The 17004-nt window shown below is 74.1% G+C and carries 8 protein-coding genes; all 8 read right to left on the bottom strand.

Translation table 11 applies throughout. The annotated features are described in order from the left end of the window. Positions 1–278: 278 nt before the first annotated feature. The 8 genes from ACGFZ2_RS02690 to ACGFZ2_RS02655 all read right to left on the bottom strand — a co-directional run bounded on the left by ACGFZ2_RS02690 (position 279) and on the right by ACGFZ2_RS02655 (position 16847). Positions 279–1142 (bottom strand): hypothetical protein, encoded by an 864-nt coding sequence (locus tag ACGFZ2_RS02690; protein ID WP_393449397.1) that lies wholly within the window; start codon positions 1140–1142, stop codon positions 279–281. 454 nt (positions 1143–1596) lie between these two features. Beyond that, positions 1597–2235, bottom strand: coding sequence for a hypothetical protein (locus ACGFZ2_RS02685; protein ID WP_393262543.1), 639 nt, complete (start codon positions 2233–2235; stop codon positions 1597–1599). A gap of 551 nt (positions 2236–2786) precedes the next feature. Then, positions 2787–4034 carry a globin domain-containing protein gene (locus ACGFZ2_RS02680; protein WP_393450207.1) on the bottom strand — a complete coding sequence of 416 codons (1248 nt, stop codon included), beginning with the start codon at positions 4032–4034 and terminating at the stop codon, positions 2787–2789. Between the two features lie 415 nt (positions 4035–4449). Beyond that, entirely contained in the window at positions 4450–6261 is a 1812-nt protein-coding gene (locus ACGFZ2_RS02675) for a hypothetical protein (protein ID WP_393449394.1), read from the bottom strand. Positions 6262–6370: 109 nt separating this feature from the next. Beyond that, complete coding sequence (locus tag ACGFZ2_RS02670; protein WP_393449391.1) at positions 6371–6667, bottom strand: phosphopantetheine-binding protein; 297 nt, start codon at positions 6665–6667, stop codon at positions 6371–6373. A gap of 1 nt (position 6668) precedes the next feature. Next, positions 6669–9755 carry an amino acid adenylation domain-containing protein gene (locus tag ACGFZ2_RS02665; RefSeq protein WP_393449388.1) on the bottom strand — a complete coding sequence of 1029 codons (3087 nt, stop codon included), beginning with the start codon at positions 9753–9755 and terminating at the stop codon, positions 6669–6671. A 26-nt stretch (positions 9756–9781) separates the two neighbouring features. Next, complete coding sequence (locus tag ACGFZ2_RS02660; RefSeq protein WP_393449385.1) at positions 9782–11287, bottom strand: AMP-binding protein; 1506 nt, start codon at positions 11285–11287, stop codon at positions 9782–9784. A gap of 1 nt (position 11288) precedes the next feature. Further along, complete coding sequence (locus ACGFZ2_RS02655; protein WP_393449382.1) at positions 11289–16847, bottom strand: amino acid adenylation domain-containing protein; 5559 nt, start codon at positions 16845–16847, stop codon at positions 11289–11291. Positions 16848–17004: the final 157 nt, after the last annotated feature.

Genomic DNA, 17004 nt, shown 5'->3' with positions numbered 1-17004 from the left:
GGCGCTGAAGGTCATATCGGCGTCGGTGCCTACCAACGTGTCTGACAGCGTGAACCGCCGCACTCGCGTCCGAACCGGCACGTCGCCGGTGGACGGCCGGTGCGCTATGCCGATGAGCGAATGGCATCTGCTCATCGGCATGAGCGGACACCTGGTGGGGACCGCCGCCGTAGGCATCAAGGTGTGTTGTCGTCTCCACAGGCCGGACGCAGCAACCCCGTGGACCAGGCGTCCCACTGGGGTGCTCGGCGGGCCTCGCCTCTGAGATCAGCAACGGTCTAGCGGCCTGATGAGGTCGGTCCCCAGTCTTCGGCGTGGGTGAGGCCTAGGGCTGACAGCGCGTCGGCCACCGCCGTCCGGTGTTCGGCCTTCACGTCGGCGGCCAGCGTCGGCGCACTGTCGGTGATGGTGACTGGGTATGCCGTGAGTGGGGCGGTGCCGGAGTGGGCGACGGTCAGCTCACCTTCGCCTCGCCCCATGGTGAGGTCGAGGTGGGTCAGGTGCAGGGCGTAGGACGGCACCTGACCGGTGGCGTAGCCGTCGAACGGCGAGCGGACGGCGAGCGCGCCGTCGAGGCACCACCACGGCGCCGACGGTCGCCCCTGCCAGTGGTGGTCGGCGAACAGCTCGTGCCGCACCGACCGGTACTGCCAGGCCAGCACGACCGCGCGCCGCACGCGGGCGTCCAGAATGCCCAGCCCTTCCGCCCGGTCGGTGGCGGCCAGCAGCGCGGCGAGCCGCTGGCGTACCCAGGGGGCCAGGACCTGCTGCAGCCGGTGCGGCCAGGCCTGCTCGGCGGCCTCGGCGGCGAAGCGCAGCGCCGCGGCCAGCCGGGCCAGGCGGTCATCGACGTCGGACCAGTGTTCACCGGCGCGACCGGTGTGGTCGGGCAGCGCTGTGGCGTGACGACGGGCGACGTACTCGACGGTGGCGCGCAGCGCCCCACTGGCGGCAAGGTCGACATCCTGTCGGTTGTCGCACCACGACCAGTCGCTCTGATGCCTCAGCATCTCCCGCGCGTAGGGATCGCGCAGCACTTCCTCGCCGTGGTCACCGTGTGGGGGACGGGTGGCCGCATCGACCACCTCGGCGGCGAACAGCAACGCTTCGGCGTACCTTGTCGGCGCGGACGACACATCCACCTGCGTCACCTCCCCCTTGCGGCGACACGATGCCACAACCACGCGACTCGCCACGTCCACTCCAGACGGCATTCGCGCTCTGCGGAGGGGATACGGCCCGCGGTCATGGCAGTCCGCCGCTTTGACCGCTGCCCATCCCTCCGAGCTGGCGTCGGCCCATGCCTGGCTCCACGCCGGAGCCGGTGGTGCTCACGTCGGCAAGGTTGCTCCGAAGCTGGCTGGCGAGTGTGCTGGTTGCTTCCTGGGGTTCGACGTCGAGGTCGGCCAGGGCTTTGGTCAGGGCACGCAGGAGGGTGCGGATACCGCGCACCACCACCCGAGCCCGGCCACCGCCGCGTCGCCCGCCGCCACCGCTTCCGCCACCGTCAGAGCCAGTCGTGCGTCCAGCCGCGCACGCGGGGCCCCCGGCCTCCTAGAGGGTGGAGGAGACCGGGGGTTCCCGGGTCGGCAGCGGTCAGGCGGTGATGCGGTTCTTCGCCGGCTCGGGAGCGGCGAACGCCTCGGTGGCCGGGGTGCGGAAGGCGTGCACCAGGCCGGCGATCGACAGCAGCAGGAGCAGCCCCGCCCCGATGAACGTCACCAGAGCGGCCTGCTCGGCCTTACGGCCGAACTCGCTGAAGCCGTACGAGGTGAGCAGCATGCCGCGCAGCGTCTCGCCCTTGAATACGGTCTCCCGCTGGCCGCTGACCTCCGCCAACTGCTTCTGCAGGTCGGCCAGGGCCGGGTCGTTGGTCTGCGTGGCCTGCTCGACCTTGGCCCGCAGCTCGCTCTCCGGCGCGCCGAGGTCGGCGTACGTCTTCCCACCGGCCATGGACTTCAGGTGCAGCCCGATGAACTCGTTGGCGTAGCACTCGGCCTGCTTGCCGGTGGTCATCTTCTGGCCGGCGTACTCGACCAGGCAGTCCGCCTTCTTCTCCTCGTCGGTCAGCTTGTCGGCCGGCTTGAAGGTGATGTGCTGCGCGCCGAGCTGGTCGCGTACGTAGTCGTTGGCGAAGTTCGCGTTCGTGGTGAGGACGAGGCCGGCGATGAGCAGCAGAACGGTCAGGCCCAGCCCACCGATGCTGAAAAGCAGGTCCAGGGTGCGTCGCTTCATGTCGGAACTCCTGTGAGGATGGCAACGTCCGTTGGTGTCGCGTCTCATCCTGGCTCACCACGGCGGTCCCTAGTCAGGGCCAAACCCCCTGTCCGGTCCGTGACCTTCGACTCCCCCGCCCGGGCCGTCCGGCCACCTCAGGGCCATTCGTCGGTCAGGTCGCCGTCGCTCACGGCGGGCCCGTCGTCGACGCACGGCTGGCGGGTCGCCATGCGTCCACGGGGTCTCCTCCGGCGTCGAAAACGCCCCGGCCGGCAGGAACGCGTCGGACAGGGTGGTGTGGCAAAGCCACTCGCCCACCTCGGGCACGGCGCCCGGCGGGTCGGCCCCCCGCCCATCTCGCCGGAGACCTCCAGCACCACCTCCGTCCTGCCGTCCGCGGCCGGGTCAGGAAGATCACTCGCGCCTTCTGCGCCGGCCGGGTCGGCGACCACAGCCTCGAGCATGGCCGCATCGCCGACAAGTTCCACTCGCGGACCGACCGGCGCCTGGCCATCCCGCACGGCAGTGAGCCGCCGTTCGGGCGGACGCCGCCCGCCGGGCCGGTGTCCCTACTGCCGGTCGTACCGGATGTGGTCAGGGTCGACGCCGAGGTCGACCAGGCGGTGGGCCATCTCCGTGACCATCGCCGCCGGTCCGGCGAGGTAGGCGTCGTGTCCGGCCCAGCCGCCGTAGCGGGTCACGACGTCCACCACCGTGCCGGGTTCGTACGGGCCGGCGTCACCGTCGGAGACCGCCAGCACCAAGCGGAGCCACGGGAAGCGGTCCGCGAACGAGCGGAGCGATTCGAGATCGTACAGGTCGTCCCGAGTGCGGGCGCCGAAGAACAGCCAGGTTGCCGGCGGGCTGGCCAGACGGGCCAGCCCACCCAGCAGCGCCCGGATCGTGGCCAGACCGGTGCCGCCGGCGACCAGCAGTACGCGATTACCCGAGGCGGTTGCGAGGGTCGTGATGCCGCGCGCCGGGCCGAGCCGCAGCACATCACCCACGGCGCTCTTGTGCACCAGGACGTCGCTGAGCCGGCCGGCGCCTGTCGCCCGCACATGGAACTCCAGCACCCCGTCACCGCCGGGTGGGTTGGCTATGGAGTAGGACCGCCAGGTGCGCGGGAGCCGCCCAGATCCGACGGTGGCGTACTGCCCGGCCCGGTAGTCGTACGCCTCGGCGGTGCGTACCCGCAGGACTGCCAGGTCGGGGCCGCGCAGCTCGTGGTGGACCACGGTGCCGTTGAAGTACGGCGGAGCGGAGAGCTCCCCCGTGGCGGCGTTGCTCATCACGCCGGCCAGGAACCGGTACGCCCGTGACCAGGCGTCGTCGTGTTCGGGACACCAGCCGGCACCGGCACGGGACCGCAGCGCCTCCATCAGCGCCGCACCGAACGGCTGGTAGTGGCTGGCGCGTACGCCGAGCTTGCGGTGCGCCCGGCCAAGCTCCTCGAAGACCGGCACGATGACCTCCGGCTGGTCCAGCCCCTCGATAAGCTGCCGCACCGACCAGGTGAGCTGGTCGCGTTGGGCCGCGAGCGAGTCGGGGAACAGCGACCTCAGGTGCGATCCGTCCCGGAACAGCGCCGCGTACAGGTACGTCAGCGTGTCGGTGAGCGGCTCCAGCAACGCGAGGCTCTCCCGCAGCAGCCGCTGGTCGTCCACTCGTTGCGGCCACGCCGCCAGCAGCGCCCCGGCGGACGCCTCCCGCTCGTCCGGCGCCGGCACGTCCCCGCGCATCCTCCGGCGCAGCACCATGGAGTGGTGCAGGCCGAGCAGATCGTGGTAGTCGTACGCGTGGTCCCTCTCCCTCATCGTCACGCCGGCATGCTAGGCGCGGCCCGCCGGCGAAGTGCCTCTCATCAGGACAAATGTGCGATCTACCACCGCTTGTAGTAGTCGGGGCGGACGGCCCTTCCACGACCGATCCAGTCGTGCTATCGGAATGCGGCCAGTGCTCCGCCCTTCAGGGCGGGGGTGAAGGCCCGTGCTGGAAGGGCCGTCAAGGCCCGGGCAGTGCCTTAGACCGGGCGGTTCTGCTGCTCGATGTACGGCGGCGCCGAAGCCGACGATCGCGGTCCCGCTGGCGATGGTCGCTGCACGGAGCAGCGTTGCTCGTTGAGCTTGGGCTGGTGCTGCCGCCGACAGTGTGCCCGGCGCTTGACTGGCAGGAGCGACGCAGTTGATCGGAGCAAGCTCCCTTGGCGTTGGTGGCTCAGCGTGACATGGGTCAGGTTCTGCGGACTGCGCTGGTGAAGCCGGCGATGAAGAGGGTGGCGAAGGTCCAGGCGAGCAGTTGCAGGAACCAGCTGGCGATGGTGAGGGTGTGGCCGGCGGGGGTGTCGGTGGGTTGGCAGCGGTCGCGGGCGCCGGTCTTGATCAGTGGGGTACCGAGGTCGAGGCCCACGCCGATCTCGTCGATGGTGGTGCAGGCGGTGGCTGCGACTTCTCCGGTGATCGCCGGCTTTTGGGCGAGGCCGCCGCGGTGGCCGATGGTGACGCTGAGGGTGACTGCGGTCGCAAGCGTGGCGAGGAGCAGGAGCAGGGCGCGCCAGGGCTGGTAGCCGTATCCGAGGGTGATGCCGGTGAGGCGGCCCCAGGCCCGTTCGGAGCCGGCCAGTCCGGCGCGCTGGATCTGGTCGCGGCGTTGGGCGATGAGGATGGTGCGGGCGTCGCGGTCGTGGCCGGCGGCGCGGTAGGCGGCGGCGAGGTGCTGGTAGGGCTGGGCTGCGTAGCGGGGGGTGTGCTCGCGCAGCAGGGTCAGCCAGCGCGGCAGTGACGCGGGCCGCGGCAGCCCGCTGTAGGTGAGCCCGTCCAGCTCGACCAGTGATCCCTGGTCCGGTGCCGTGTGCGTCGTTCGGTCGGTGTCGAGGCGGAGCGTCCCGCCGATCCGCGTACCGGTCAACACCAGCACCGCCTGGCCGTCTGCGCTGGTGGCGGTGAACCCGTCGTCCAGGAGCACGTCCTGGTCGACGCGGAGGCCGTCGGTGTTGAGGGCGGGTCCGGTGGTGTTCTCCAGCCGTGCCCCGCCGCAGTACAGGACGCCGCCGATGTGGGCGCCGGGCAGCTGGATCGTGCCCAGCTCGCTGGCGCTGGTGGCGGTGAACCCGGCGTCCAGGGCCACGTCCCGGTCGACCTGGAGGTGGTCGGCTTCGAGGGCGGGTCCGATGGTGTTCTTCAACTGTGCCCCGGTGCAGTCCAATGTGCCGAGGTGGGCACCGAGCAGCCGGATGGTGCCCTGCTCGCTGGCGCTGGTGGCGGTGAACCCGTTGCGGAGCAACACGTCCTGGTCGACCTGGAGCCGGTCGGCGTTGAGGGCGGGTCCGGTGGTGTTCCGCAGCCGCGCTCCGGTGCAGTTCAGTTGGCCGCCGAGGTGGGCACCGAGCAGCCGGACCGTGCCTCGCTCGCTGGCGCTGGTGGCGGTGGAGCCGCGCAGGAACACGCTCTGGTCGACCCGGAGGCCGTCGGCGTCGAGGGCGGGCCCGGTGGCGTTCTCGAGCCGCGCTCCGCTGCAGTCCAGTGTGCCGAGGTGGGCAGCGAGCAGCCGGACCGTGCCCTGCTCGCTGGCGCTGGTGGCGGTGCTCCCTTCGAGCGAGAGCACCCGCGCGGCAAAGCGTGTGGCGTCGACTGGCGCGTCGTCCGAATCTGCCGTTTGCTCGATGCGGCACCCGGTCATGGCAACCGCCGACAGTCGGGCGTTGCGGAGATTCACGCCGCTGGGGAGTAGACAGTCGCGCAGCTCCAGCGCCAGGTCACTGGTGATGTTCTCCAGATCGATCTGGCCGGCGATCCGGGCTCCGCGTAGCCGCAGGCCGTGTGGGTCGGGCTCGCCGACCAGGCGGCCGCGGACGAGCTCACGGATGACCGAGGCCGAGACCGTCCGCTCATCGCCCCAGGACCGCATCGCTGCCTCGTCGACCGGCCCGTCACCGGCCAGATCGAGCACCTCGCCGCGGGCGACGGACTTGATCAGTCGCTGCTCGACACGACTGTGCGCTCGACCGTCCGCGTTCCTTACCCGCTGGCGACTCACTGACGTCATGGCACCAATAATGGACAGCCATGCCATCCCGCGATCCCCCGGACCGGGCCACGGCCCGCGACCCGTCGAACGTTCCGCGTCGCGGACGATGGGAAAAGGACGCGGCGGATCAGCTCAGCGGCCCGCCCGCCCCACCGGATCCGGTGGCAGCTCGCCCGGCCCCTGCCGCGCCCACCAGCGCCACGAGGTCGTCGAGGGTGTCCAGGGTGCGGCCGGGACCGTTCAGGTCCACCTCGACGCCGTACTCCAGCTCGATCGCGTCGACCAGGCGCAGCAGGCCGAGGGAGTCCACGCCGAGTGCGACCATCGACCCGCCGGCCAGCACGTCGGCCGCCGCGACCTCGCCGGCCGTGGCCTCGCTCACCAGTTCCGCGATCCGCTCGCGCAGGTCGGTGCTGCTGCCCATGTCAGAACTCCTTTGCGGACTGCCGGACGATCTCGGCGATCTCGGCGATGGTCGGGGTGTCGAAGAAGTCGTCCAGCGGCACCTCGACCCCGAGCCGCTGCTGGATCCGGCCGCTGATCCGGGTGATGCTCAGCGAGTGTCCGCCCAGGTCGAACAGGTCCTCGTGCACACCGATGTCGGGGACGCGCAGCACCTCCTGCCAGATCTGGCGCAGCTGCTCCACCACCGGGTCGTCGCCGGTTCCGTCGGCGGCGGACCCGCCCGGGGCCGCGCCGACCGGTTCCCGGGGCGCGGGGGCGGGCAGTGCGGCCCGGTCGACTTTCCCGTTCGGGTTCAGCGGCAGCCGGTCGAGCGTCACGAAGTCGGTGGGCAGCACGGCCTGCGGCAGGCTCAGCGCCAGGTGCTGTCGCAGCTCCGCCGGCTGCGGGGCGGCCCCGGCGCGGCACACCACGTACGCGACGAGGCGCGGCTCGTCCGCGTCGTGCCGCAGCGCGGTGGCCGCCGCGGCCACGGCCGGATGATCGAGGAGCCGGGCGTCGATCTCCCCCAGTTCGACCCGGTGTCCCCGGATCTTGACCTGGTCGTCGATGCGACCGAGGAACTCGATCCGCCCGTCGGGCAGCCACCGGCAGCGGTCGCCGGTGCGGTAGAGCCGCTCGCCGGCCCGCCCGAACGGGTCCGGGACGAACCGCTCGGCGGTGAGGTCGTCCTGCCCGAGGTAGCCGGCGGCCAGCCCCGCGCCGGCCAGGTACAGCTCGCCGGGCAGCCCGAGCGGCACCGGTCGGCGGGCCTCGTCCAGGACGTACGCCCGCACGTTCGGCAGCGGCCGACCGATGGTGACCTCGTCGGGACCGGCGGGGATCTCCGCCATGGTCGCGTAGACGGTCGCCTCCGTGGGCCCGTACCCGTTGACCAGGCGGGCGGTGCGGGCCCGCAGGTCCCGCGCGAGGGCGACCGGCAGCGCCTCCCCGCCGGCGACCGCGACCAGCGGCGCCGGCGTGCCCCCGGCGTCCGGGGCCGGAACGCCGAGACCGGCGTCCAGCAGCACCCGCCAGCCGGACGGGGTGGCCTGGGCGTGGGTCACGCCGGTGTCGCGGACCAGCCGCAGCACGCCCGCACCGTCCAGCGCGCCGACCGCCGAGGCGACGACGACTCTGCCACCGGTGACCAGCGGCAGGAGCACCTCCACGGTGGAGATGTCGAACGACAGCGACGTCAGGTGCAGCCACCGGTCCCGTGGCCCGCTGCCCAGCAGGTCGCGGACGCCCAGCAGCAGGTTCGCCAACGCGTCGTGCCGCACGGCCACGCCCTTGGGTCGGCCGGTCGACCCGGAGGTGTAGAGCACGTACGCGAGGTCGTCGGCGTTCGGCGGCCCGTCGGCGGGTCCGGCCGGGACCGGGCCGTGGAGCAGGTCGGTCCCGTCGAGGGCGAGGGTGGGCCGGCCCGTCTCGACGGCAGAACCTGTCACGACCAGAGCCGGGGCGGCGTCGGCGAGGATCGCCTCCCGCCGGGCCGGCGGGTTGCCCGGGTCGACCGGCAGGTAGGCGGCGCGGCAGCGCAGCACCGCCAGCACGGTCACCACCGCCTGCCAGGAGCGGTCCAGCGCGACGGCCACCAGCGTGCCGGGGCCGACCGCGCGCTGGCGTAGCAGCGCGGCGAGCCGGACGACGGCGGCGTCGAGCTGGGCGTAGGTCAGCGTCCGGTCGCCGTCGACCAGGGCCGGCGCGTCCGGGTCTGCGGCGACCCGGGCGGCGAACAGGGCCGGCACCGTCACGGCGGGGTACGCCCGGACGGTGTCGTTGACGGCGCGGGTGACCCGGTCGAGTTCGTCGGCGGGCAGCAGCGGCAGGTCCGCCACGGGGCGGTCGGGTTCGGCGACCACCGCGGCGAGCATGGTGCGCAGGTGCCCGCCGATCCGGCGTACGGAGTCGGTGTCGATGGCCGCCGGGCTGTGCTGGAGGCTCACCGTGACGCCTGTCGGGGCGTCGACGATCTGCACGTGCAGGGCGTTGCGGGCGGCGCCGCAGAACAGGGTCCAGTCGACCTCGCTGGCCACCCCGGGGAACGCCGGTTCCGCACCGCGCCGCCGGTAGGCGACGCTGACCGGGGTCAGGGCCGGGGCGGGCCGCAACCCGGACACGGCGTGGGCCAGCGGCACGGCGCGGTGCCGGTACGCCTCGCGCAGGCGGGCCCGGACGGCGAGGGCGTGGTCGCGGAACGTGCCCCGCGCCGGGGCGACCGCGACGGGCAGCTCGTTGACGAACAGTCCGACCCGGTCGGCCTGGTCGGGGGTGCGGGTGGACAGGGCCACCCCGACCGGCGCGCCCTGGTTGCCGTAGCGCCCGAGCAGGGCGTGCAGCACGGCGAACAGCAGCTCGAAGCGGGTCACCCCGATCGACCGGGCGGCCCGGTCGACGCCGTCGATCAGGCCGGCGGACAGGTCCAGGGGCACGGCCTCGCCGGGCTCCGCGGCGGTGGGCAGCCGCCGTAGGCCGGGCAGCACGACGTCTCCGGGGCCGGACCAGTGCCGCGCCCAGTGGTCGCGGGCGGCGGGCAGGTCGGCCGTGACGCGTTGCTGCTCGGCGGCGGCGAGGCCGGCGTACCCGTCGGCGCGGGGTGACGGCGCGGGCGGGCCGCCGGTGCGGGCGGCGGCGTAGGCGGCGGCCAGGTCGCGGACGAGCACGTCCTTGGACGTGCCGTCGAAGGCCAGGTGGTGCGCGGTGACGAGCAGCAGGTGGCTGCCGTCGGCGGCGGTCAGCAGGGTGAACCGGGCCAGCGGGCCGGTGCCCAGGTCGTGCCGGCGGGCGATCTCCTCGGTGACGCGGGCGTCGGTCCACTCGCCGACCGTGACCGCCGGGCGCAGGTCCGCGGGGGCCAGGTGGGGGATGCCGTCGTCGTCGGTGACGACGCGGGCGGCCAGGACCGGGTGCTGTTCGGTCACCGCGGCGCACGCCGCGACGAGGGCCCGACGGTCGAGTTCGGCGGCGAACCGTACGCCCAACGCCATGTGGTAGGCCGTGCCGGCGACGCCGGCCTGCTCGGTGAACCAGACGGCGTGCTGCGCGGAGGTCGCCTCGGCGGTACCCACATGTGCTCCCATGGTCGTGCTGGTGGTCAGTTGTCGAAGAGGTCGGTGAGCTGCCGCTTGAGCACCTTGCCGCCCTCGTTGCGGGGCAGCCGGTCCAGCAGCAGGAGTCGGGCGGGCAGCTGGTAGTCGGCCAGCCGGTCGGCGAGGAAGCCGCGCAGCACCGGCAGGGACAGCCCGTCCGGGCCGGCCGGGGGGCGGGGCACGACGGCGGCGGCCACGACCGAACCGAGCACCGGGTGCGGGACGCCGACGACGGCCGCCTCGGCGACCAGGGGGTGCTCGTGCAGGGCGGCCTCGACCTCGATGGTGGAGACCTTGAACGCGCCGGTCTTGACGACGTCCTGGTGCCGGTCGGTGAGGTACAGGTAGCCGTCGGTGTCCATCCGGCCGACGTCGCCCATCCGGACCCACCCGTCGCGGAAGGTGGCCCGGTTGGCCGCGTCGTCGCGGTAGTACGCGCGGGGGTGGGGGGCGCGCAGCCACACGTCGCCGGTGGCTCCGGCCGGCAGCGGGTTCCCGTCGGCGTCGGCGACCATCAACTGCCCACCCACCGGCCGCCCGACCGCGTCCCGGCGGGACGGGTCGTAGATCATCGTGGTCTGGGCCGGGGCCGCCTCCGTCGACGTGTAGTAGTTGACGATCGTGGCCTGCGGGAACGCCTCGGCCAGCCGGGCCGCGACCGCCGGGGCGAGCGGGGCGGCGGTGGAGCCGATGAGCTGCACGGCGCCGGTGTCCCGCCCGCGCAGCGCCCCGGAGTCGAGCAGCTCGACGGCGATCGACGGGACGACGAAGACGGTCCCGGTGCCGGGCGTCTCGATCAGCCGGGCGAACCGGGCCGGGGTGAACCGGGGCAGGGTGAACGCGGCGGCCTTCGCGGTGAGCGCGTTGGCCAGCATGGTCTGCCCGGCGTTGGTGCCGATGGCGAACGCGTGCAGGAACCGCTGCGAGTGGGCCAGCGCCAGCCGGCGCGGGTGGGTCGGCGCGCCCACGGTGAGGTTGGCGTGGCTGGCGGCCACTCCCTTCGGGCGGCCCGTGGTGCCCGAGGTGTAGAGGATCTGGGCGAGGTCGCCCGGGCGGGGGCCGGCGGGGTCGAGGTCGGTTCCGGGACCGGCGAGCAGGTCACCCACCGTCCAGGTCGACACGCCGGACGGTACGGGCGGGGCGGGGGTGTCGTCGCCGTGCAGGACGGCGGTGGCCGCGCAGTGGGTCAGCGCGTACCCGAGTTGCCCGGCGGCGAGCCGGTCGGACAGCGGCACGGCGACGCCGCCGGCCCGCAGCACCCCGCAGTACGCCACGGCGAACCGGGTCCAGTCGCGGGCGCCGAACAGCAGGCCGACCCGGTCGCCGCGGCACAGGCCCCGGTGCCGCAGCGCGGCGGCCACGGCGGTCGCGCCGGCGGACCACTGGGCGAAGGTCAGCGTCGCCACGCCGTGCACCTCGACCGCGACCTGGTCGGGGTGCAGGCTGGTGCGCCAGTCGAGCAGCTCGGGCACGGTACGGAGGGTGGCCCGGCCGGTGGTCGTCGCGGTCATGTCAGGCGGCCTTCCGTCCGGTCGTGGCGGCGGGTTCCCGGCGCTCCCGGACACCGGCGACCCGGGCGCGGCGCTCCTCGATGCCGACCAGGTCGTCCGGCGGCGCGTCGGGCACCTCGTCGTCGAACCGGGCGAGGGTCGGCGTGAGCAGCGACACCAGCGCCGTCGCCGCGATGCACACCCCGAACAGCACGTACAGCAGGCCGTGGCCGCGGCCCGGGCCGACGCCGATCACCGCGCCGACCGTGGCGGCGAGGGCGCCGTCGGGCAGCAGCATCGGCTCGGCGACCCGGGCGGCGAACGGGGCGACGACGCCCCAGCCCAGCGGCAGGGTGGACTGCGCGACCATCTGGTTGAGCGCGAAGACCCGGCCGTGGACGCGCGCCGGCACCTTGGTCTGGATGATCGTGTGGTAGACGCCGTTGACGATGCCGAGGGCCAGGTAGATGCCGAACGCGCCCACGCCGATGAGCAGCAGGTTCGGTCGCAGCCCGGTCAGCACGGCGGCCACCGCGATGCCGCAGGTGCCCAGCAGCACCGCCCGCATCCGGCGTCGGCGGGGGCCGCCCCAGATCAGCATCACCAGGCCGCCGACGGCCGCGCCGACCCCGCCGGCGAGCGCGACCCGGGCCACCTCGTCCAGGTCGGCGAAGCCGAGCACGAGCGGGGAGAGCAGGAACAGCACCGGGAACAGGAAGAAGTTCAGCGCGGCGAAGAACGCCAGCATGGCGCGGAACTCCCGGCGGCGCAGCGAGTACCGGAAGCCGGCGACGATCTCGGCGCCGATGCCCTCGCGCCGTTGCAGCGCCAGGGTGCGCGGGAACCGCACGGCCGCCAGGACACCGATCGCGAACAGGTACGACGCCACGTCGATGAGCAGGATGCCCCGTAGCCCGACGGCCTGCAGCAGGGCCACGGCGAGCAGCGGCACGGTGAACTGGGTGAGGCCGACGGCGGTCTGGGTGAGACCGTTGGCGTGGCCGAGGTAACGCTTGGGCACCAGCTGCGGCAGCGCCGAGACGAACGCGAGGCGCTGGAACGCCAGCGCGACCGACAGCCACGCCGTCAGCGGGTAGAAGTGCCACACCTCGGCCCGGTCGACGAGCACGAGCCCGGCCAGCACCGCGTTGGCGCCGCCGGCGGCCGCGTTGGCGAGCAGCAGGACGCGCCGCCGGCTGGTCCGGTCGACCAGCGCCCCGGCCAGCGGGGCGACGAGCAGGCCGGGCAGCAGGCCCAGCACGGCGAAGAGGGCGAACCGGGCGAGCGACCCGGTCTCGGTGTAGATCCACAGCGGGATCGCGAAGGTGGTCAGCGCGGTGCCCAGGCCGGAGACGATCTGGCCGGTGGCGACCAGGCCGAAGCGGCGCATGCTGGGCGGCGGCGCGGTGTCCGCCGGGGTGTCGGCGCCCGGTGGTGGGGGGCCGGCGGGCCGGTGGGAGACGGCGGTGAGCTGCCAGGCGGGCCGGGCGGCGTCCGGTTCGGCCGGCGCGGGTGGCGGCCCGTCGAGGCGTCGGTGCACGTCGGTGACGATCTCCGCCAGCTCGGCGGCCCGGTACTTGAGGAAGTAGTGCCCGCCCTCGTCGACCACGACCAGGGCGGTGCGGTCGGTGAGGAGGTGCCACTCCCGGTACCGCTCCTCGTGGTAGTCGGTGCTGCGGTCGCGTTCGCCGACCACCGAGATGACGGGCGCGCGCAGCGGGGTGACCCGCCGGCGCATCAGGTCGGTGAAGTAGTCCTCGGAGACCTCGGCGTCGTGGCGCATCGCCCGGATCAGGAACCGGACCTCGTCGGGCGCGAGCGACCCGACGGCGGTGCCCTGCGCCTGCAGCCAGGTGCGGTAGATCCGGTCGCTGCGCAGGCGTTCGGCCAGCCGCAGCCGCAGCAGCGGACCGAGCGGCCCGCCGGCCGGCCGGGCGAACGGGAAGACCGCGCCGAGGTACACCGCGGGCAGGTCCCGGCCGGCGGCCTCCAGCCGGCGGGCCACCTCCACGGCCAGCGCGCCGCCGGGGCCGCAGTGTCCGTAGAGGATCAGTGGGCCCTCCACCCGGGCCAGGATCTCCGCGACGACGTCGGCGGCGACGTCGGCGATGGGCGCGGGTTCGTCGGCGAGGCCGATGTCGTGCCCGGGCACGGCCACCGACAGCAGCCGGTACCCGGCCGGCAGCGCGTCGGCCAGCGGTTGGTACACCACGGCGCTGCCGCCGCCGTACGGAACGCAGACCAGGGTGGCGACCCGCTCGGCGGACGGCACCGGCGGGGTCAGTTCGTGCAGCAGCCCGGCGGGACCGGCGGCGACCCCGGCGACGAGGGCGGCCAGCTCGCGTACGGTGCGGTGGCGGAAGAGGTCCATCACGCTGACCGCCGGCGCTTCGGCGCCCACGACGACGGGCAGCTCCCGGCGCAGCCGGGCCACCACCTGGGTGGCCAGCAGCGAGTGCCCGCCCAGGTCGAAGAAGTCGTCGGTGGCGCCGACCTCGGCCACCCCCAGCACGGCCCGCCAGATGCCGGCCACCAGCGTCTCCACCGGCCCGACCGGCGCCACCCGCTCGCCGCCCGGCGGTGCGTCGGTCGGCTCGGGCAGGGCCCGCCGGTCGACCTTGCCGTGCTCCTGCAGCGGCAGCCGGTCCAGGACCATCCAGCGGGTCGGCACCATGTGCTCGGGCAGCCGGTCGGCGAGGCGGCGGCGCAGGCGCGCGGGGTCCGGCCCGTCCGCGCCGGGTGTCGGCTCCAGGTAGGCCACCAGCCGGTCGTCGCGCAACAGCACCGCTGCCTGTCGTACGCCGGGGCAGTTCCGCAGGGTGGCTTCGATCTCCCCCAGCTCGACCCGGTAGCCGCGAATCTTCACCTGGTGGTCACGGCGGCCGAGGAAGACCAGTTGCCCGTCGGCGTTCCAGCGGCCCAGGTCGCCGGTGCGGTAGAGGCGGGCGCCCGGGGGTCCGTACGGGTCGGGCACGAACCGCTCGGCGGTGAGGCCGGGTCGGTTCAGGTAGCCGCGCGCGAGCCGGTCGCCGCCGAGGTACAGCTCGCCGGCCACCCCGACCGGCACCGGGCGCATCCGCTCGTCGAGCACGTACACGCGGGCGTGCGGCAGGGGCCGGCCGATCGGCACCGGGCCGGTGCGCGGGCTGTCGGCGACCACCTCGTAGGTGGCCACGCCGACGGTGGCCTCGGTGGGGCCGTAGTGGTTGAAGACCTGGGCCGGGCCGGCGTCGGCGAGCGGGCCGACGCGCTCCAGGTCGGACGCCTCGCCGCCGAGGATCAGCGCGCGGGCGGGCAGCAGTTCGGCCGGCTCGGCGTCGGCGGTGAGCGCCGCCAGGTGCGACGGGGTGATCTTGAGGTAGTCGATGTGCCCGTCGCGCAGCCGCTCGGCCAGTTCGGCGCCGGTGCCGCGGCGGGGCAGCAGGTGCACCGCGCCGCCGGTGGCCAGCGCCAGGTAGAAGAGGGTGACGCTGAAGTCGAACGACATCGACTGGAGCAGCCCGTACCGGGCGGCCGGGACGACCGCGAACCGGTCGGCCACCCCGTCGAGGTAGCGCAGCGCCTGCCGGTGCGCCACGGCGACGCCCTTCGGCGTGCCCGTGGAGCCGGAGGTGTAGATGACGTACGCGAGGTTCCCGCCGGTCGCCCCGGTCTCCGGTGCGGTGTCGGGCACGGCGGCGGCCTCGACGGCGATCTCGTCGAGGCAGGCGGTCGGGGCGTCGGAGGGCAGCAGGTCCCGCAGGTCCGCGCTGGTGAGCACCACCGTCGGGCGGGCGTCGGCGAGCATCAGGGCCAGCCGGGCGGCGGGCTGCTCCGGGTCCAGCGGCAGGTACGCGCCGCCGGCGCGGAGCACCCCGAGCAGCGTCGCGGCCAGGTCGACGGACTGCTCCAGCAGGACCCCGACCAGCCGCTCCGGGCCGACGCCGCGGGCGCGCAGCACGTGGGCCAGCCGGTTCGCCCGTCGGTCCAGCTCCCGGTAGGTGAGCGTGTCCGGCCCGCAGACCACGGCCGGCGCGTCGGGCGTGGCAGTGACGAAGGGGGCGATGAGGTCGGCCAGGGTGTGCGCCGGGCCGGTGACGCCGGCGCCGGCGGCCGGGTGGTCGGCTCGGTGGTCATGGCGTGCCTGGTCCGCGCCGGCGTCGCCACGCTCGGGCCGGGCGAGGGCGAGCACCCGGTCCCGCTCGGCGGGGCCGATCAGGTCCAGGTCGACGACGGGCAGGTCCGGCCGGGCGACCGCGGCGCGCAACAGCGTCTCGAAGCTGCCGGCCAGCCGGCGTACGGTGGCGGCGTCGAACAGGTCGGTGTTGTGGACGACCATGCAGCGCAGGCCGTCGGCGGTCTCGCCCACGTAGAGCGAGAGGTCGAAGCGGGCGGTGGCGGCGTCGGTGCCCACGCCCTCGGCGTGCAGGCCGGCGGGCCAGCGGTCGCCGCCGTGGGCGTAGTTCTGGAGGGTGAACAGCACCTGGAACACCGGGGAGCGGCTGACGTCGCGGGCGACGTTGAGCTCCTTGACCAGCCGTTCGAACGGGATCTCCTGGTGGGCCAGGGCCCGGACCACGGTGGTGCGGGTGCGCCGCAGCAGGGCCGCGAAGCTGGGCTCGGCGGCCGGGGCGTCGGCGGTCGCGGCGACCGGGGAGAGGTCGGCGCGCAGGGCGAGGGTGTTGACGAAGAGACCGACGAGGTTCTCCAGCTCCGGCACCACCCGGCCGGCGACCGGGGTGCCGACGGCGAAGTCCCGCTGGCCGCTGTACCGGAACAGCGCGGCCTGCAGACCGGTGAGCAGGGTCATGTATAGGGTGGCGCGGTGGGCGCGGCTGAGCCGGCGCAGGCCGTCGGTGAGGTCGGCGTCGAGGGCGAAGCGGTACGTGGCGCCGGCGTACGACTGCACGGCCGGCCGGGGGCGGTCGGTGGGCAGCTCCAGCGCGGGCACCCCGGCCAACGCGCGGGTCCAGTACGCGAAGCCGTCGCCGGTGGCCGGCCCGTCGAGCCGGTCCCGCTGCCAGGCGGCGTAGTCGACGTAGTCGACGGCCGGGGCCGGGGGTGGGACGCCACCGTCGCGCAGCGCGGCGTAGGTGGCGGCGAGCTCGCCGAGGAGCAGGTCCAGTGACCAGCCGTCGCTGACGATGTGGTGCATCGCGAGGTGCACGAGGTGCTCCTCGTCGCCGAGCCGGACGACGAGGGCCCGCAGCAGCGGCGCGTGGCCGAGATCGAAGGGGGTGGCGACGGAGGCGGCCACCAGCGCGCGGGCGGCGGCCTCCGACGGCGCGGCGGTGACGGTGACCGGCACCCGCACCTGCGGGAGCACGTGCACGACGGGTTCGCCGTCGGCGTTCTCGACGAACCGCATGCGCAGGCTGTCGTGCCGGCCGGCGGTGGCGTCGAGGGCGGCGCGCAGGAGGTCGACGTCCAGCGGCCCGCGCAGCCGGGTGGTCGAGTGGACGACGTACGCGGCGGTGCCGGGGGTGAGCTGTTCGGTGAACCAGATCCGTTCCTGGCCGAACGACAGGCGGGGGTCGGCGGGGGGACGGGTGGCGGCCGGCGCGAGGGCAGGGCTCCGCGACGGTACGTCAACGTTGGTCACGCGGGTACCCTCTGCTGCGGTGACGGACGGGAGCCAGTAGTTTGCACGCCGCAACCAACCGGGTGGATCGGCTGATCGGTCCACTGTGGACAACATGATCGAGCGGTCCGGAAGCTGTTGGTCCACGGTGGACAAGATGATCGAGCGATCCGGAACC

Source organism: Micromonospora sp. NPDC048063 (assembly GCF_043202855.1).
GTDB lineage: Bacteria > Actinomycetota > Actinomycetes > Mycobacteriales > Micromonosporaceae > Micromonospora.
The sequence above is the reverse complement of the archived record's forward strand: the minus strand, read 5'-3'. Positions and strand labels throughout refer to the sequence as shown.